Genomic DNA, 16,431 nt, shown 5'->3' with positions numbered 1-16,431 from the left:
TAAACGGACATGGTGCTGTCCCTGTTGTTCAACCATGCTTAACCGGCAACCTAAACAGAGGAGAACATTATGATTACCCGTCATCGTTTTGCCGGTTTACTGCTGTCCACCCTGATGCTGTGCAGCGGAGCCGCCGCTGCGGCTCAAACCCCAGGGAAAGTGATTGCTCCACTGCGCGGCACTATTGATCAAGTGACCGACAGCAGCCTGCAGGTTACTGACCGTAAAGGGGAAAAGGTCAATGTCAAACTCAACGACCAGACGAAGGTGCTGAGTGTTTCAAAAGGTACGCTCGATGACATTAAACCGGACAGCTTTATCGGCACCGCTGCGGTACCCCAAGCGGATGGCAGCCTGAAAGCGTTGGAAGTCCACGTCTTCGCCGCCAGCCTGCGTGGCACCGGTGAAGGCCATTCGGCCTGGGAATCTGCCGACGGCAAGGTGGATACCATGACCAACGGCACCGTCGGTAAACTGGTCAAATCCAACGGCCGTACTCTGACTGTGACCTACGGCAACCAACAGAAAACCGTTAACGTGCCGGAAGATGTGCCAATCGTGACTCTCGATCCCGGCGATCGCAGCCTGCTGAAACCTGGCGCGCACATCGTGTTGTTCTCCGCCACTGACGATAAGGGAGAACGCGTCGCCACCCGTATTTCTGCCGGTAAAGACGGCACCGTTCCGCCGATGTAACTCGGGAGTCGATGATGAAAACCAACGCGCCGCGACCGGTGCACCGCTGGCCGGTACGCCTTACCCATTGGATTAACCTGTTTGCCATGGTCTGCATGTTCATGAGCGGCTGGGAAATCTACAACGCCTCACCGCTGTTCGGCTTTCGCTTTCCGCCGCAGGTCACGCTCGGCGGTTGGCTGGGGGGCGCGATTGGTTGGCATCTGGCGGTCATGTGGCTGCTGGCAGGCAACGCGCTGTGCTATTTCCTGTGGAGCCTGTTCAGCGGTCATTTCCGGCATGACCTGCTGCCGCTCACTGTCGGTAGGTTACGGCGCGATATCTGGCAGGCGCTAACGCTGCGGCTAAAGCATCAGCACGGCCGTTATAACGCCATTCAAAAGCTGATGTACCTCGGCGTGCTGGTTCTCGGCCTGTTGCTGGTGCTCTCCGGGCTGGCAATCTGGAAGCCGGTGCAGCTACAAGGGCTGGTCAGCCTGTTCGGTGGTTTTGATATCGCGCGTTACGTACACTTTTTCGCTATGTCCGGCATTGGTTTATTTGTGGTGATCCACCTGTTGATGGTGATGATCGTGCCGCGCACGCTATGGGCAATGATTACGGGTGGCAAGCATGAGTGATAAAAAACCGCGCCCTGCGGCACCGACGCTGGAGCCGGCGCAAAAGAAACAATTGGTCAATCTGCAGCGCCGCCTGATGCTGCGTTCCGGCCTGACGCTGGGCGGCATCGCCATGCTGAGTGGCTGCAACCTGCAGGACGGCGATCAGGTGGATAAAGTATTGTGGGCAATGTCACGCTGGAACGATCGGGTGCAGGCCTGGCTGTTCAGTGGCCAGAAGCTGGCGCAAACCTATCGCCCGGATCAAATCACTCACCCTTTCCCGTTTAACGCGTTTTACCCCGAGTACAACGTGCCGGAAGTGGATCTGGCCAGCTATCAGTTGGAAGTCTCCGGCAAGGTAGAGAAAAAAGCGCCCTGGACGCTGGAACAGCTGCAGCGCCTGCCGAAGCAAAGCCAGATCACCCGTTTGATCTGCATCGAGGGCTGGAGCGCCATCGGCCAATGGGGCGGCGTACCGCTGCGTAACTTCCTGCAGCACGTCGGGGCGGATATGAACGCGCGCTATGTGGGCTTCAAATGCGCAGACCGTTATTACTCCAGCATCGACATGGCCACCGCGCTGCATCCACAGACCATTCTGGCGCTGGATTTCGGCGGCAAGGCGCTGCCGGCAGATTACGGCTACCCGCTAAGGTTGCGGATTCCCACCAAGCTGGGCTTCAAGAATGCCAAACATATCGCCGCCATTTTTGTCAGCGATACCAACCCCGGCGGCTACTGGGAAGATCAGGGTTATAACTGGTTCAGCGGTATTTAGTTTTCTGCGCAGCGCTGCGCAGGATCCCCGTTGGTAGCTGGCACAGATATCACAACGCTGCTAATAATTCACCATTAAAAAGGAAGGTAACTATTGGAAAAGTAATAATAAAAAGGATTTTATCATGGAGATTGATATTACTGAGGTGGACGCACAACGGAGCACTGAATTTAGATATCAAATAACAGTGAGAAAAAACGATGGCAAAAATGCTGAGTACTACCTGGATTTCAATAAAATAACGCAGAAAATGCGTCTATGGTTTAAACATATTTATACCCATTCAGGGATTTTAGACCACATTTATCTAATTGAATTTTATGATGTCAAAGCACTGACTGCCCACGATATTAATCAACGTTCACAGTTCGATACCTTCAGTGTAATGAGATACAGCTTGCGTGAACGCGAGAAACTCTTTGTTAATGGCCTTGGTGAAGCCATTCTACGTTTCAAAAAACAAAGTAAAGCTAAAGTGATCCTTTGTTTTCCCCTAAGGCCGGCTCTCGCAAGAATTTACGACGCACTGTTGAAAAAACACGCACATTCAGTACACTGCTTGTACAGAATGGATTTGGTGGAGGAAGGCTTATATGTCATCGAAACATAGCGTTATGAGAATGTCCAAGGAAGAAACAGTAACATTCAGAGAACAGCGCTTGCAGGCCCTCAAAGCTTTTCAGGAAGCCTGGTGGGAGCAAAGATGTCAGGAGTGGCGTGAACGGGGTTGCCTCGGTACGCCGGGGCCGGTCATCAGCCGCTACCGTTCCGACGAAACGCCATAACCCCCATTTGGGGGTTGTCTATTTTAGCCTCTCACTCCCCGGTCGTCATCAGCGTGATATCCGCCTGCAGGATCGCCTCGCGCGCGGCAGCGGGCAGATTGTCATCGGTAATAATCGCGTCAAATACCGTTATCGGCAGCGCCAGATAAGTGGCAATTTTACCGTATTTAGAGGTATCGCTGAGCAGCATGCAACGGCGGCTGGCATCCACAATGGCTTTCTTCACCATCACCTTGTCTTCGTTCGGCGTCGACAGCCCGCGCATCCCCCATGACGAAGCGGAAATAAACGCCAGATCGATAAACAACCCGCGCAATGCCTGCGCTGCCGCTTCACCCACGCAGGAGCGATTCTCACGGCAGACGGTACCGCCGGTGTGAATGATTTTGCACTGGCTGTGTTCAATCAGGTAACCTGCAATCACGAAATCATTGGTAACCACCGTCAGGTCATCGCGATCGCTAATGTGCCTGGCCAGCGCCAGCGTCGTGGTACCCGCGTCCAGATAGATACAGCTGTCAGGGGGGATCTGCCGGGCTGCCAACTGACCGATGGCCGCTTTCTGCTGGCTGTACATCCCTTCCTTGTCCTGATGCGAAGGCTCAATCGCCACCCGCTCTGCAGACTGCACGCCACCCGACACCGCCAGCACCGCGCCTTGCTCCTCGAGCTTTTGCAGATCGCGGCGGATAGTCATATGCGACACCCCCAGCCGTTCGGTCAATTCAGCAATGCTGACCACCCCGCGTTCTGATACCAGCGCTAAAATTTGTTGATGGCGTTCTACAGGTATCACGGTTCCCTCTCTTTACCGCAGTGATAATAATTGTGATTTTACGTCAATTTTCGTTCGGAGAAAGCCTGCTGTTTTCAGGCCGTGAAGTCGCTCATATTATCGATAATTTAATTTTAATATTTTAAAACAAACAGATAGATAAAAAACTCATATTACTGACTGGTGTGACACTTGCCCATTCACTGTTAATAATTGTGACACCGATCGCTGATAACGCGCCATGAAGCGCTTATATTTAACACAACAAAACAAATTATCACTAAAATTAACACGAGGTACCGTATGACACAGCCAGGGGATTTTGCAGTTTGCATCGTAGGCTTAGGTTCGATGGGCATGGGGGCGGCAAAGTCGTGCATTAATGCCGGGCTGACGACCTACGGCGTCGATCTTAACCCACAGGCGCTGGCTGCATTGCAACAGGCCGGGGCCAAACAGGCGGCTACCTGTGCAGACGACTTCGCTGCCGAGATCGATGCCTTGTTACTGCTGGTGGTCAACGCCGCCCAGGTGAAACAGATCCTGTTCGGTGATAACGGCCTGGCCGCGAAGCTGAAACCAAATACGCCGGTGATGGTGTCCTCCACCATTTCCGCCGCCGATGCCAAACAGATCGAACAGCAGTTGCTGGCCCTGGGCCTGAACATGTTGGACGCCCCGGTTTCCGGTGGTGCAGCCAAGGCTGCCGAAGGCCAGATGACGGTGATGGCCTCCGGTGCCGAATCCACTTTTCACCAGTTGCAACCGGTGCTGGACGCCATTGCCGGCAAGGTTTATCGCATTGGCGAAGAGATTGGTCTGGGAGCTACGGTGAAAATCATCCACCAACTGCTGGCCGGGGTACATATCGCCGCCGGGGCCGAGGCCATGGCGCTGGCCGCCCGCGCCGGTATTCCACTGGACGTGATGTACGATGTGGTCACCCACGCCGCCGGTAACTCATGGATGTTCGAGAACCGCATGCGCCACGTGGTTGACGGTGACTATGCGCCTAAATCGGCAGTTGATATCTTCGTGAAGGATCTGGGGTTGGTGGCAGATACCGCCAAAGCGCTGCATTTCCCACTGCCGCTGGCCTCCACCGCCTTCAATATGTTCATCGCCGCCAGCAATGCCGGTTTCGGTAAAGAGGACGACAGCGCGGTGATCAAGATCTTCGCCGGTATCGACCTGCCGCAAAAGAAGGAGAACGCATAATGCTGCTCGGCGTCATTGCAGATGATTTTACCGGAGCCACCGATATTGCCAGTTTCTTGGTGGAAAACGGCCTGTCGACGGTGCAATTGAACGGCGTGCCGCAGGATGACCTGCCGATCGACGCGCAGGCGGTGGTTATCAGCCTGAAATCACGCTCCTGCCCGGCGGCACAGGCGGTTGAGCAGTCGTTACAGGCGCTGGCCTGGCTGCAACGCCAGGGCTGCCGACAATTTTACTTCAAATATTGTTCAACCTTCGACAGCACCGCGCAGGGAAATATCGGCCCGGTGACTGACGCGCTGCTTAATGCATTGGGTGAAAGCCAGACGGTGATCTCACCCGCGTTGCCGGTGAATGGCCGTACCGTATATCAGGGCTATCTATTCGTGTCGGATCAGTTGCTGGCAGAATCCGGCATGCGCCACCATCCGGTGACGCCGATGACCGACAGTAACCTGCTACGGCTGATGGAAGCACAAGCTCAGGGAAACTGTGGGCTGGTTAACGCCGCAGAAATGGATCGCGGTGCCGGAGCGGTGGCTGAAAAACTGCGGCTGTTGGCGCAACAGGGCGTGCGTTACGCCGTGCTGGATACGCTGAATGAACAGCATTTGCTGACTCAGGGTGAAGCGCTGAAAAATATGAAGCTGGTGACCGGGGGGTCCGGCCTGGCTATCGGCCTGGCGCGTCAATGGGCACAACCGGGGCAAGGCCGCCCACAGGCGGCAGGTTCACCGAAAGGGGAAAAAGCAGTGGTGTTATCCGGCTCCTGCTCCACTATGACCAATCGGCAGGTGGCGTGTTACCGTCAGCAGGCGGCCGCTATGGCTATCGACGTGGCACGTTGCCTGAACGACGCTGACCGCACGCAGTATGCCACCGAACTGGCCGACTGGGTGCAACAGCAGGCGAATGCCCCTTTGGCTCCTCTGCTGTACGCCACCGCAGAGCCGGAAAAACTGCAACAGGTGCAGCAGCAATACGGCATGGCCGTCGCCAGTCAGGCGGTGGAGTCGCTGTTCGCCGGGGTGGTCAAGCAGCTCCAGCAACGGGGTTTCAGCCGCTTTATCGTCGCCGGCGGCGAAACCTCCGGCGTAGTGACGCAGGCTCTGGGCATTCGCGGTTTCCACATTGGCCCCTGCATTTCTCCCGGTGTGCCCTGGGTCCGTGCCATCGATCAGTCTATTTCACTGGCCCTGAAATCGGGCAATTTTGGCGATGAAAACTTTTTCGCCCGGGCGCAAACGGAGTTCCCCCTATGACACTGACCACTGAACAACAGGCACGTGAAGAAATGGTACGTTTGGGGGCCTCATTCTTTCAGCGTGGCTACGCCACCGGGTCTGCCGGTAACCTTTCGCTGTTATTGGCGGATGGCACGCTACTGGCCACCCCCACCGGCTCCTGCCTGGGTGAACTGCAGGCCGAGCGGTTGTCGAAAGTCAGCCTGAGCGGCGAATGGCTGTCCGGGGATAAACCCTCAAAAGAGATCAGTTTCCACCGCGCGCTGTATCTGAACAACCCGGAATGCAAAGCGGTGGTGCACCTGCACTGTACCTATCTCACCGCCCTGTCCTGCCTGCAGGGGCTGGATATGGAGAATGCCATCAAACCCTTCACCCCTTATGTGGTGATGCGGGTCGGCAAGGTACCGGTGGTGCCTTACTATCGCCCCGGTGACTTGCGACTGGCGGAAGATCTGGCCAGGCTGGCACCAACGCACCGTGCTTTTTTGCTGGCCAATCACGGCCCGGTGGTCACCGGTAAGGATCTACGTGCAGCGGCGGACAACACCGAAGAGATGGAAGATGCGGCGAAGCTGATTTTCACCCTCGGCAAACGCCCGATTCGTTATTTGACCGATGATGAGATTGCCGAGCTACGGAGCTGAATCATGCCTAAATTTGCTGCCAATTTATCGATGATGTTTACCGAACTGCCGTTCCTGGAGCGGTTCGAAGCCGCGGCCACCGCAGGTTTTACTGCGGTGGAGTTCCTGTTCCCCTATGACTATCCGGCCGAGCTGCTGGCGGAAAAGCTGCAGCGTCACGGCCTGCAGCAGGTGCTGTTTAATACCGCGCCCGGCAATGCCGAAGCCGGTGAATGGGGGCTGGCGGCGCTACCGGGCCGCGAACAGGATGCACGGGCCGATATTGACCGTGCGCTAGCCTATGCCATTGCGCTGAACTGCCCCAGCGTACACGTCATGGCCGGCGTGGTTCCGCCCGGCGAAGACTGGCAACGCTACCGCGATACCTTTATCGATAATATCCGCTACGCCGCCGACAGCTTCGCCCAGCACGGCATCAAGGTACTGATCGAAGCGCTCAGCCCGCAGGTTAAGCCCAACTACCTGTTCTCCAGCCAGCATCAGGCTGCAAAACTGGTCGAAGCCGTCGAGCGCCCAAATGTGTTTATCCAGTTCGATTTTTTCCATGCGCAATTGGTCGACGGCAATATCAGCGGCCTGATGACCGCACTGGCCGGCCGCTACGCCCATATTCAGATTGCTTCGGTGCCGGAACGCCATGAACCGGACGATGGCGAACTGAATTATCCGTGGCTGTTCGCCCAACTGGACCGCCTCGGTTATACCGGCTGGATTGGTTGCGAGTACAAACCGCGTGGCGATACCCGCGCCGGGCTGGGCTGGATAAGGCCTTATCGGTAACAGGCCACTCTTCCGTACCTGCACAGCAACAACATAAAAATTAAACGCACCCGTATCGCCAGCCGGCGATCGCGGTGCCTGACTCTTACCCGATTAAAGGCTACCTCATGTCGACTTCCCTGCTTTTGATAATTGCCGTATTAGGCGTAGTGCTGCTCCTGCTGATGGTGATCAAGGCCAAGATCCAGCCCTTTGTCGCCCTGTTGGTGGTCAGCCTGCTGGTGGCGCTGGCCAGTGGCATTCCGACCGGCGAAGTGATGAAAGTGATGACCGCCGGAATGGGCGGCGTGTTGGGATCGGTAACCATTATTATCGGTCTGGGGGCCATGCTCGGCAGAATGATCGAGCATTCCGGCGGGGCCGAGTCGCTGGCCCAGCGCTTTAGCCAGGCTTTAGGGCCAAAACGGACTATCGCTGCGCTAACCATCGCCGCGTTTATTCTCGGTATTCCGGTGTTCTTCGACGTCGGCTTTATCATTTTGGCGCCGATCATTTACGGTTTTGCCAAGGTGGCCAAAGTTTCCCCGCTGAAATTCGGCCTGCCAATGGCCGGCGTGATGCTGACCGTACACGTCGCCCTGCCGCCGCACCCTGGTCCGGTAGCCGCGGCAGGGTTACTTAGTGCCGACATCGGCTGGCTGACCATTATCGGCCTGGCTATCTGCATTCCGGTCGGTGTTATCGGCTACTTCACCGCCAAATGGCTGAACCGCAAGTCCTATCCGTTATCGATTGAAGTGCTGGAGCAGCTGCAGCTGGCGGCCCCCGAACCGGCTCCTGCAGGCAAAGCGCCGTTAAGCGATCGCATCAACCCACCCGGTGCCGGGCTGGTGGCCACGCTGATCGTCATCCCTATCGCGATCATCATGCTGGGTACCGTTTCCGCCACTTTGCTTGAGCCAGGTTCAGCTCTGCGTGACACTTTATCGCTGATCGGTTCCCCGGCGGTGGCACTGATGATCGCCCTGCTGTTGGCGTTCTATTTCCTGGCCATTCGTCGTGGCTGGAGCCTGCAACACACCAGCGACGTGATGGGCGGCGCGCTGCCCACCGCCGCGGTAGTGATCCTGGTGACCGGTGCCGGTGGCGTGTTTGGCAAGGTGCTGGTGGAGTCCGGCGTGGGCAAGGCATTGGCGGAGGTGCTGACCACCATTGGCCTGCCGTTGATCCCGGCGGCGTTTATTATCTCGCTGGCCCTGCGAGCCTCACAGGGATCCGCCACCGTGGCTATCCTGACGACCGGCGGGCTGCTGTCGGAAGCGGTCAGCGGACTCAATCATCTGCAGTTGGTGCTGGTTACCCTGGCCACCTGCTTCGGCGGGCTGGGGCTGTCGCACGTGAATGACTCCGGCTTCTGGATCGTCACCAAATACCTCGGCCTCTCCGTCGCCGACGGGCTGAAAACCTGGACGGTACTGACCACTATTCTTGGCCTGAGTGGTTTCCTGTTCACCTGGTTACTGTGGCTGGTGGCGTAATTTCTCTGGCATACTGCACAGACCGCCATTGGCTCTGTGCAGGAAAAAATAATGACGCTTATTACCGCCGCACCGCAGTTGCTCACCGAACGTTTACGCCTGGATGCCCACACACTGGACGATTTTGATTCATTGGCCGCCATGTGGGCCGATCCTCAAGTGGTGCGCTACATCGGTGGCACGCCAAGAGATCGGGAAGACTCCTGGGGCAGGCTGATGCGTTACGTCGGTCACTGGGCGTTATTAGGTTATGGCTATTGGGCAGTGCGCGATAAAGTCAGCGGCGCTTACCTCGGCGGCATCGGCTTTTCTGACTTCCAGCGGCATATCACCCCGGCACTCGACGCCCCGGAGATGGGCTGGACGCTGGTGACCTCGGCGCAGGGCAAAGGCTATGCCACCGAAGCGTTGCGGGCGGCCCTGGCCTGGGGGAAAGACCATTTACCGGGCGATAAGGCGGTCTGTATTATTTCGCCGGATAACCAGGCTTCCGTGGCACTGGCGAAAAAAGTCGGTTTTAGTGAAAGCCATCGCAGCGAATACCATCAGAACCCGATACTGGTGATGCACTGCCCACTATAAACTCGCCGTTGCCGTGGCCTGGGCAACCTGAATAAAATTATCCCGCAGCGCATCAACCTGCTGCGGGTTCCAGGCAATGCCGACCTGCCACTCGGTCTGTTCCCCGCTCAGCGGCAGAATATCGATACCCACCGGAATAATATGGCTGACGCTGTGCGGCAACAGGGCAACGCCAATGCCGGCGGCAACCAGCGCCAACAGCGTCTGGATATCCCCCGCCTGCTGCACCACATTGGGCGTCAGTTGATGGGCGGCAATAAAACGCAGCGACTGTTCGCTCAGACCGCGTCCGCGTTTTGGCGTCAGTTGCAACAGCGGCAGGGTATTGAATTGCCCGATGATCGTTTCTGCCTTCAGCGCCAGCGCAGCGGGTGCCGCCAGCACCAACCGGTCGCTCAGCAGCGCGCTGGCCCGCAGCGGCTTGCTGACAGGTAACCGTACAAAACCCACCTGTAATTCTCCTTGCAATAACAGCTGATACTGCTGCTCCGAAGGCAAATCTTCCAGCCCCACGGCAACCTCGGGAAAACGCAGGCGGAAGGCGGCAACCAGTTGCGGTGCCAGGTGAAAACTGGACAGCCCGAACCCGATAGCCAACCGCCCCGCTTCGCCTTGCACGATCCTCAAAGCACGCTGTTGAAACTGTAAATGCTGACCGACCAGCGCCTGCGCCTCGGGATAGAGCCGCTGTCCGCTGGCGGTGAGCTGCGCCCCCTGGCGGCCACGGTTAAATAACCGGGCACCCAGCAGCGCTTCCAGCGATTGGATCTGTTTGCTCAGCGCCGGCTGGGTGATACACAGCCGTTCCGCCGCCAGACGATAATTGCCCTGTTCGGCCAGCACCACAAAGGCGCGCAGTTGTCGAATATCCATTCCATTAGGTTATCAAATAAGGAATTTTATTGATTATACAGTAATCAATAGCTTTGCTGTAATCAACGCCAGACAACGACCAAAGGTAACCCTATGACAAACTCTCTGCGCGCCGCGACGGTGCAGTTCCAGCATCGCGCCAACGATAAAAATTACAACCTGTCGGTGATCGAGGGCTTTATCGCTCGCGCCGCCGCCGAACAAATCCAGGTGCTGACCTTCCCGGAGATGTGCATTACCGGCTATTGGCACGTTCGACACCTCAGCGCCGGCGAAATTGGCGCACTGGCGGAGCCGATCGCCACCAGCCCTTCACTGGCACGTATTCGTCCGCTGGCGGAGCGCTATAACATGGCGATCGGTGTTGGGCTGATTGAACAGGGTGAAGACGGCAAATATTACAATGCCTATGCGGTTTGCCTGCCCGATGGCAAGCTTCACGTACACCGAAAATTGCATGCCTTTGAACACCCGGCGATAGCCAGCGGCGACAGCTTCACCGTCTTTGACACCCCATGGGGGGTAAGAATGGGAGTGTTGATCTGTTGGGACAATAACCTGGTAGAGAATGTGCGGGCGACCGCTTTACTGGGGGCTGAAGTCCTGCTGGCTCCGCATCAAACGGGCGGCACCCATTCCCGCAGCCCGCACGGCATGAAGCCCATTCCGCTGGAAGTCTGGCAACAGCGGCAGACAAATCCGGCGGCGATAGAAGCGGCGTTCCGTGGCGAACATGGCCGCGGCTGGCTACTGCGCTGGCTGCCGGCTCGCGCTCATGACAATGGCCTGTTTGTTCTGTTCAGCAATGGTGTGGGCCGCGATGACGACGAAGTTCGCACCGGCAATGCGATGGTCCTCGACCCCTATGGCCGTATTTTGGCGGAAACCTGGGCGGCGGAAGATCGGATGGTCACGGCCGAACTGGATCTGTCGCTGATCCCGCTCAGTACCGGACGCCGCTGGATCCATGGCCGTCGGCCGGCGCTGTATGGCATTCTCACCCAGCCACAGGGTTACGAGCGGGATGCCCGCAGCGCACGCTTTTCATCAGAGCCGGCCCAGAAACTGGGCAAGTAGTGACCCGCGCCGAATGACAGGCAAAAAAAAATCCGCCCGAGGGCGGATTTTTATCTGATGCGGCCAACTGCGCCACACGCTCACACCCGTAGGCGTGAAGAAATCTTAGAAACGGTAGCCTACGCCAACGCTCCAGATACCAACGTCAACGCTGCGGATACGGCTCTGCTCGTAACCCACATCCAGAGCTACGTCCTGGATTGGGTTGAACTGCAGGCCTGCACCGTAGGTGAAGCCGTAGTCGCTGCTGCCGTTACGGTCGGTACCGTTTTGGGCATTGTCGATGTTTTTGCCGTAGCCAACACCGATCACACCGTAGATGCTTGCCCAGTCGTTGAAGCGGTAAGCTGGACCGGCAGTGATAGAGTTGTACTGAGCTTTACCGTAGTAACCGTTCTCAGAACCGTTCTTTTCCACGTGGGTAAAGGAACCGATCACACCCAGTGGGTTGTTGTCGAACTCGTAACGGTACTTCAGGTTGAAACCGTCGGCTTTGTTGGCAACGCCTTGGAGATCACCCTGCGCATAGCCTGCGGATACGGTGCTCTGGCCAGCGAATGCGGTACCTGCGGTTACTGCTAATACACAGGCTGCTACTGCGGAAAGACATGCAATTTTTTTCATAACCACCTCAAACGCGTTATATTTTTAAGTAAATCCATTTGTTCATGCATTGAAAATATAACAAAAATTAGCGTGAAACTCTGCCTTAAAATGAGTGTCTAATGCTTTATATCGTGTAACATTAGATTTCAAGAACAGTGTATCTTCTTCTTTTCGCTCTATTTTCGAGCCGCATTCTACTCGTTTCTGTGACAAGAATCACCTATTTAATATCCAGACGATTCTTAAAAAAAGCGCACTTTTTGAGCACAAAACCCAGCTGGCCGTCCTAAATCTGGCGCTTTTCTGAGTTGCGAACGCTTTTCTCAGACACATTTAGCTCATTTCATTTACACTGCCGTCATCCGAATATCGACAGTCTTCCCTGATAGCGGGAACCCCATAAAAGGCTCTTAAGGATGTCCTCGTCTGCAACCGCTAAAGCGTCTTCCACGCTGCTGCCTATCTGTTTGCTAATTGTTGCCATGGTGTCGATTCAGACCGGGGCTTCGCTGGCTAAAAGCCTGTTCCCGCTGGTCGGTGCTGAAGGCATCACCACGCTGCGCCTGAGTATCGGCACACTGATCCTGTTTATTATCTTCCGCCCATGGCGCATGCGTTTCGCCGCCGGCAGCCGTCTGCCACTATTTATCTATGGCCTGACATTGGGGGCGATGAACTATCTGTTCTATCTTTCTCTGCGCACCCTGCCGTTGGGTATCGCCGTCGCCCTGGAGTTCACCGGGCCGCTGGCGGTCGCCATGTTCTCGTCGCGCCGCCCAATCGACTTCTTGTGGGTCGCATTGGCGATTACCGGATTATGGTTCCTGTTACCACTGGGCCATGACATGGGCAGCATCGATCCCGTGGGTGCGGCCTGTGCGTTGGGTGCCGGTGCCTGTTGGGCGGTCTATATTATCTGCGGCCAAAAAGCAGGGGGTGACCACGGGCCGGGCACCGTAGCCGTCGGTTCCCTGATCGCCGCCGTGGTGTTCTGCCCGATTGGTGCCTGGCAAACCGGCAGCGCGTTACTGAATATCGACATCCTGCCTGTCGCACTGGCGGTGGCCATTTTGTCCACGGCGCTACCCTATTCCCTGGAAATCATCGCATTGCCGAAAATTCCGGCGCGTACCTTCGGTACCCTGATGAGCCTGGAACCGGCGATGGCGGCGTTGTCTGGCATGTTGTTCCTTAATGAACACCTGACAACGGTGCAATGGCTGGCACTGGCAGCGATCATCGCAGCCTCCATGGGTGCCACCCTGACCATCAGGCCAAAACCACAAATCGAAAAGCTGTCCTGAGGATCGGCTACGCCTGCATTTGCCAAAAGCGGAATGCAGGCGGGTTAACTGTTTTCATACTGGCAAACAGGCATACTTTTCCGCGCAATATCCCCCACGTTTTATGGAACCGAACCCGGCAGGGTTCAACACATGGAGAATAAAAGTGATCTATAACACTCTGTTTAACCCACGCTACGGTCGTGGGCTGTCACCGATACTGAATGAAACCCTCACCGCCCTTCGTCAATACGATCTGCCTGAGTTGGCACTGGAGCGGCATGAGATTGACGGTGAAAAGATTTTTATGGAAGTGATGACGCTCACCACCGGGCCGACGGAAACCCGGCGCGCAAAGCTGCATCAGGAATATGCCGAAATACATCTGCTAATCAGTGGTGAAGAACGAATTGATTACGGCATGCTGGGTGACTGGCAAAGCGAATTGCCCTATGACGAAGCTCAGGATTTGCAACTGTTGGATATCATCCGTCATCGCCAGACGCTGACGATGTTCCCGGGTATGTACGCCATATTTTTCCCTCATGAACCGCATCAGGTCGGATGCCAGTTGAATGCACCGATGCTGATCAAAAAAGCGGTGGTTAAAATGCATTACAGCCTGTTGCTGTGACAGGTCAGCCGGTCGATTCGGCCGGCTTTCTCGCCGTTTTAACCCTGACCTTGGTGCTGGAATTTAAATGAGAAAGGCAGATTCATCCGAAAGGAATAAAATAATCATGGTGATAAATGACATTTATAAATTATTACGGAAAGCAACTAAAATAAAATCAAAAAATCTATAAATATCATTTAAATTCAATTAATTATAATTTAACCCAACAACTCCACGCTTCTTGTTGCTTATATTCAATTCGTTACTTCCTATTTATAAAATAGCCATTTTCGTCCGGCAAAAGCCTCTATCATTGCTATAATAACCCCGTACCGAAACAGGACAACGCTACAACAAGAGGAGATCTGATATGAGTACCGCTAAACTGGTGAAAACGAAATCTTCTGAGCTGCTTTACACTCGCAATGACATGGACGAAAAAACCAAGCTGGACGCCATCAAGGCGCTGAACCGCCAGGTTATCCAGTTTATCGACCTGTCGTTGATCACCAAACAGGCCCACTGGAACATGCGCGGCGCCAACTTTATTGCCGTTCATGAAATGCTGGACGGGTTCCGTACGGCGATCATCGATCATCAGGATACTTTTGCCGAGCGTATCGTACAGTTGGGCGGCATCGCCTTGGGCACCGTGCAGGTGGTGAACGACAAGACCCCGCTGAAAAGCTATCCAACCAATATCCACAGCGTGCAGGAACATCTGAAAGCGCTGGCCGATCGCTACGGCGTGGTGGCCAATGACATTCGCAAGGCCATCACTGAAGTTGCGGATGAAGATACCGCGGATATGTTCACCGCCGCATCCCGCGATCTGGACAAGTTCCTGTGGTTTATCGAGTCCAACATCGAATAACTCCGATAGTACCGATCAAAGCGGCCCGCATCGCGGGACTCGGCAGGCTGAGGGCTTTCGCTCCGGCCTGTTTTTCTTTTTACACGGCTTGAATTGCTCAAAAAACCGCCCATAGTAGATAAAACAGACAATGGGCAGCACCACAAAAGTGAGGTGACTATGGCAAGCGGATGGGCGGCGGAAGGCGCCGTGCAGGATCAAATCGATTCCACCGTGGATGATGCCGTACAACGTGCCAGGCAGGCGCTGGGCCGTGGCGAAAGCGAGCATTATTGCCAGGAATGCGGGGAAGAAATTCCTTTAGCCCGTCGGCAAGCGCTGAAAGGCGTGCGCTATTGTCTGGCCTGCCAAACCGAGCTGGATAAAAAACAGGCGGCGAGCAGCTTATATAACCGCCGCGGCAGCAAAGACAGCCAACTGCGCTAAGCTCATAAGTGCCAGCCCCCCCCAAACTGAACACTCCTGCACCAAATGCAACAGCATTGCGGCACAAAAGTTAGAGTTAGTTATCAGTATTGAAGCGAAATGGTTAACTATCGGTTGTTTCAGCGCCATTATTTGGTTAATGATAGACCTCTGCACCAACAGGCGGCCAAAGGCACCATTTTGGGGCCTCAATTTGGTGCATGAAAATAATAATTCGATCTTCAAACACAACACCACAGCATAACTCTTTGTTTTTATAGTGGTTGAAAACATGGCACGATTCTTTCATGGCACCAACTGCAATATAAAAAATGGGTAATCCGCAACCTGTACAGGAAATTCCTCTCATGAAGTCAATTTTTAAAGTCTCCCTGGCCGCCCTTTCGCTGGCCTTTGCCGTAAGCTCCCACGCAGCAGACAAACTGGTCGTCGCCACCGACACCGCATTCGTTCCCTTTGAGTTCAAACAAGGCGATAAATACGTTGGCTTCGATATCGACCTGTGGGCCGCTATCGCCAAGGAACTGAAACTGGATTACACCCTGAAGCCAATGGATTTCAGCGGTATCATCCCGGCACTGCAAACCAAAAATATCGATCTGGCGCTGGCCGGTATCACCATTACCGAAGAACGTAAAAAAGCCATCGAATTCTCCGACGGCTACTACAAAAGCGGCCTGCTGGTGATGGTGAATGCCAACGACAACAGCATCAAGGGCATTGACGATCTGAACGGTAAAGTGGTGGCGGTGAAGAGCGGCACCGGTTCCGTTGATTACGCCAAGCAACACATCAAAACCAAGGACCTGCGTCAGTTCCCGAACATCGATAACGCTTATATGGAACTGGGCACCAAGCGCGCCGACGCAGTACTGCACGACACGCCAAACATCCTGTACTTCATCAAAACTGCCGGCGCAGGCAAGTTCAAAACCGTCGGTGAATCACTGGAAGCTCAGCAATACGGCATCGCCTTCCCGAAAGGCAGCGACGAGCTGCGCGTGAAGGTCAATGGCGCACTGAAAACGCTGCGCGACAACGGCACCTATAACGAAATCTACAAAAAATGGTTCGGTACCGAACCTAAATAA

The 16,431-nt window shown here is 55.3% G+C and carries 19 protein-coding genes; 16 read left to right on the top strand and 3 right to left on the bottom strand.

The features are described from left to right. Nucleotides 1–69: 69 nt before the first annotated feature. The 4 genes from E5C26_RS07625 (at nucleotide 70) to E5C26_RS07610 (ending at nucleotide 2,686) form a co-directional block, all read left to right on the top strand. Nucleotides 70–696, top strand: a complete 627-nt coding sequence (locus E5C26_RS07625) for a hypothetical protein (protein WP_135315748.1) — start codon at nucleotides 70–72, stop codon at nucleotides 694–696. A gap of 14 nt (nucleotides 697–710) precedes the next feature. Further along, nucleotides 711–1,316, top strand: a complete 606-nt coding sequence (locus E5C26_RS07620; RefSeq protein WP_135315971.1) for a cytochrome b/b6 domain-containing protein — start codon at nucleotides 711–713, stop codon at nucleotides 1,314–1,316. Beyond that, on the top strand, nucleotides 1,309–2,076 hold the full coding sequence (locus tag E5C26_RS07615; protein WP_135315747.1) for a molybdopterin-dependent oxidoreductase: 768 nt from the start codon (nucleotides 1,309–1,311) through the stop codon (nucleotides 2,074–2,076). Before E5C26_RS07620 ends, E5C26_RS07615 begins: the two co-directional genes overlap by 8 nt. 124 nt (nucleotides 2,077–2,200) lie before the next feature. Then, the gene (locus E5C26_RS07610; RefSeq protein WP_135315746.1) at nucleotides 2,201–2,686 is read left to right on the top strand and encodes a hypothetical protein; all 486 of its coding nucleotides are present in this window, start codon (nucleotides 2,201–2,203) and stop codon (nucleotides 2,684–2,686) included. A 206-nt stretch (nucleotides 2,687–2,892) separates the two neighbouring features. On the opposite strand, the gene ygbI is transcribed toward E5C26_RS07610, so the two are convergent. Beyond that, nucleotides 2,893–3,657 carry a DNA-binding transcriptional repressor YgbI gene (gene ygbI / locus E5C26_RS07605; protein WP_135315745.1) on the bottom strand — a complete coding sequence of 255 codons (765 nt, stop codon included), beginning with the start codon at nucleotides 3,655–3,657 and terminating at the stop codon, nucleotides 2,893–2,895. A 282-nt stretch (nucleotides 3,658–3,939) separates the two neighbouring features. Between ygbI and ltnD the strand changes: the two genes are divergently transcribed. The 6 genes from ltnD (at nucleotide 3,940) to E5C26_RS07575 (ending at nucleotide 9,585) form a co-directional block, all read left to right on the top strand. Beyond that, entirely contained in the window at nucleotides 3,940–4,854 is a 915-nt protein-coding gene (gene ltnD / locus E5C26_RS07600; RefSeq protein WP_135315744.1) for an L-threonate dehydrogenase, read from the top strand. Further along, nucleotides 4,854–6,116: a 3-oxo-tetronate kinase gene (gene otnK, locus E5C26_RS07595; RefSeq protein ID WP_312847925.1), complete on the top strand. Its 1,263-nt coding sequence runs from the start codon at nucleotides 4,854–4,856 to the stop codon at nucleotides 6,114–6,116. The genes ltnD and otnK overlap by 1 nt, the downstream gene beginning before the upstream one ends. Further along, nucleotides 6,113–6,745 carry a 3-oxo-tetronate 4-phosphate decarboxylase gene (gene otnC, locus E5C26_RS07590; protein ID WP_135315742.1) on the top strand — a complete coding sequence of 211 codons (633 nt, stop codon included), beginning with the start codon at nucleotides 6,113–6,115 and terminating at the stop codon, nucleotides 6,743–6,745. The genes otnK and otnC overlap by 4 nt, the downstream gene beginning before the upstream one ends. 3 nt (nucleotides 6,746–6,748) lie before the next feature. After that, nucleotides 6,749–7,525: an HPr family phosphocarrier protein gene (locus E5C26_RS07585; protein ID WP_135315741.1), complete on the top strand. Its 777-nt coding sequence runs from the start codon at nucleotides 6,749–6,751 to the stop codon at nucleotides 7,523–7,525. 107 nt (nucleotides 7,526–7,632) lie between these two features. Next, entirely contained in the window at nucleotides 7,633–9,003 is a 1,371-nt protein-coding gene (locus tag E5C26_RS07580) for a GntP family transporter (RefSeq protein WP_135315740.1), read from the top strand. Between the two features lie 51 nt (nucleotides 9,004–9,054). Beyond that, nucleotides 9,055–9,585: a GNAT family N-acetyltransferase gene (locus E5C26_RS07575; protein ID WP_135315739.1), complete on the top strand. Its 531-nt coding sequence runs from the start codon at nucleotides 9,055–9,057 to the stop codon at nucleotides 9,583–9,585. Here E5C26_RS07575 and E5C26_RS07570 read toward each other — a convergent pair. After that, a complete protein-coding gene (locus E5C26_RS07570; RefSeq protein ID WP_135315738.1) occupies nucleotides 9,580–10,458 on the bottom strand; it encodes a LysR family transcriptional regulator in 879 nt (292 codons plus the stop codon). The genes E5C26_RS07575 and E5C26_RS07570 overlap by 6 nt on opposite strands. Before the next feature lie 93 nt (nucleotides 10,459–10,551). On the opposite strand from E5C26_RS07570, the gene E5C26_RS07565 reads away from it, so the two are divergent. Further along, the gene (locus E5C26_RS07565) at nucleotides 10,552–11,535 is read left to right on the top strand and encodes a nitrilase family protein (RefSeq protein ID WP_135315737.1); all 984 of its coding nucleotides are present in this window, start codon (nucleotides 10,552–10,554) and stop codon (nucleotides 11,533–11,535) included. Between the two features lie 105 nt (nucleotides 11,536–11,640). Here E5C26_RS07565 and ompX read toward each other — a convergent pair whose 3' ends face one another. Further along, on the bottom strand, nucleotides 11,641–12,159 hold the full coding sequence (ompX, locus tag E5C26_RS07560) for an outer membrane protein OmpX (protein ID WP_135315736.1): 519 nt from the start codon (nucleotides 12,157–12,159) through the stop codon (nucleotides 11,641–11,643). 398 nt (nucleotides 12,160–12,557) lie between these two features. Here ompX and rhtA point away from each other — a divergent pair, with 398 nt between their 5' ends. The 5 genes from rhtA (at nucleotide 12,558) to glnH (ending at nucleotide 16,431) form a co-directional block, all read left to right on the top strand. Continuing rightward, nucleotides 12,558–13,445, top strand: coding sequence for a threonine/homoserine exporter RhtA (rhtA, locus tag E5C26_RS07555; RefSeq protein WP_135315735.1), 888 nt, complete (start codon nucleotides 12,558–12,560; stop codon nucleotides 13,443–13,445). Nucleotides 13,446–13,590: 145 nt separating this feature from the next. After that, a complete protein-coding gene (gene nanQ / locus E5C26_RS07550; RefSeq protein WP_135315734.1) occupies nucleotides 13,591–14,058 on the top strand; it encodes an N-acetylneuraminate anomerase in 468 nt (155 codons plus the stop codon). Nucleotides 14,059–14,410: 352 nt separating this feature from the next. Next, nucleotides 14,411–14,914: a DNA starvation/stationary phase protection protein Dps gene (gene dps / locus E5C26_RS07545; RefSeq protein ID WP_135315733.1), complete on the top strand. Its 504-nt coding sequence runs from the start codon at nucleotides 14,411–14,413 to the stop codon at nucleotides 14,912–14,914. 159 nt (nucleotides 14,915–15,073) lie between these two features. Continuing rightward, complete coding sequence (locus E5C26_RS07540; protein ID WP_012005913.1) at nucleotides 15,074–15,340, top strand: DksA/TraR family C4-type zinc finger protein; 267 nt, start codon at nucleotides 15,074–15,076, stop codon at nucleotides 15,338–15,340. A 347-nt stretch (nucleotides 15,341–15,687) separates the two neighbouring features. Continuing rightward, complete coding sequence (gene glnH, locus E5C26_RS07530) at nucleotides 15,688–16,431, top strand: glutamine ABC transporter substrate-binding protein GlnH (RefSeq protein WP_085115857.1); 744 nt, start codon at nucleotides 15,688–15,690, stop codon at nucleotides 16,429–16,431.

The organism is Serratia proteamaculans, from assembly GCF_004684015.1.
In the GTDB taxonomy this organism is placed as follows: domain Bacteria; phylum Pseudomonadota; class Gammaproteobacteria; order Enterobacterales; family Enterobacteriaceae; genus Serratia; species Serratia proteamaculans_F.
Note: the sequence above shows the minus strand (reverse complement) of the source record. Positions and strands in the feature narration are given on the sequence as shown.

Bases quoted from the DNA above. Each gene is read 5' to 3' on its own strand.
- E5C26_RS07625 (WP_135315748.1), top strand. From the start codon at position 70: ATGATTACCCGTCATCGTTTTGCCGGTTTACTGCTGTCCACCCTGATG.
- E5C26_RS07620 (WP_135315971.1), top strand. From the start codon at position 711: ATGAAAACCAACGCGCCGCGACCGGTGCACCGCTGGCCGGTACGCCTT.
- E5C26_RS07615 (WP_135315747.1), top strand. From the start codon at position 1,309: ATGAGTGATAAAAAACCGCGCCCTGCGGCACCGACGCTGGAGCCGGCG.
- E5C26_RS07610 (WP_135315746.1), top strand. From the start codon at position 2,201: ATGGAGATTGATATTACTGAGGTGGACGCACAACGGAGCACTGAATTT.
- ltnD (WP_135315744.1), top strand. From the start codon at position 3,940: ATGACACAGCCAGGGGATTTTGCAGTTTGCATCGTAGGCTTAGGTTCG.
- otnK (WP_312847925.1), top strand. From the start codon at position 4,854: ATGCTGCTCGGCGTCATTGCAGATGATTTTACCGGAGCCACCGATATT.
- otnC (WP_135315742.1), top strand. From the start codon at position 6,113: ATGACACTGACCACTGAACAACAGGCACGTGAAGAAATGGTACGTTTG.
- E5C26_RS07585 (WP_135315741.1), top strand. From the start codon at position 6,749: ATGCCTAAATTTGCTGCCAATTTATCGATGATGTTTACCGAACTGCCG.
- E5C26_RS07580 (WP_135315740.1), top strand. From the start codon at position 7,633: ATGTCGACTTCCCTGCTTTTGATAATTGCCGTATTAGGCGTAGTGCTG.
- E5C26_RS07575 (WP_135315739.1), top strand. From the start codon at position 9,055: ATGACGCTTATTACCGCCGCACCGCAGTTGCTCACCGAACGTTTACGC.
- E5C26_RS07570 (WP_135315738.1), bottom strand. From the start codon at position 10,458: ATGGATATTCGACAACTGCGCGCCTTTGTGGTGCTGGCCGAACAGGGC.
- E5C26_RS07565 (WP_135315737.1), top strand. From the start codon at position 10,552: ATGACAAACTCTCTGCGCGCCGCGACGGTGCAGTTCCAGCATCGCGCC.
- ompX (WP_135315736.1), bottom strand. From the start codon at position 12,159: ATGAAAAAAATTGCATGTCTTTCCGCAGTAGCAGCCTGTGTATTAGCA.
- rhtA (WP_135315735.1), top strand. From the start codon at position 12,558: ATGTCCTCGTCTGCAACCGCTAAAGCGTCTTCCACGCTGCTGCCTATC.
- dps (WP_135315733.1), top strand. From the start codon at position 14,411: ATGAGTACCGCTAAACTGGTGAAAACGAAATCTTCTGAGCTGCTTTAC.
- E5C26_RS07540 (WP_012005913.1), top strand. From the start codon at position 15,074: ATGGCAAGCGGATGGGCGGCGGAAGGCGCCGTGCAGGATCAAATCGAT.
- glnH (WP_085115857.1), top strand. From the start codon at position 15,688: ATGAAGTCAATTTTTAAAGTCTCCCTGGCCGCCCTTTCGCTGGCCTTT.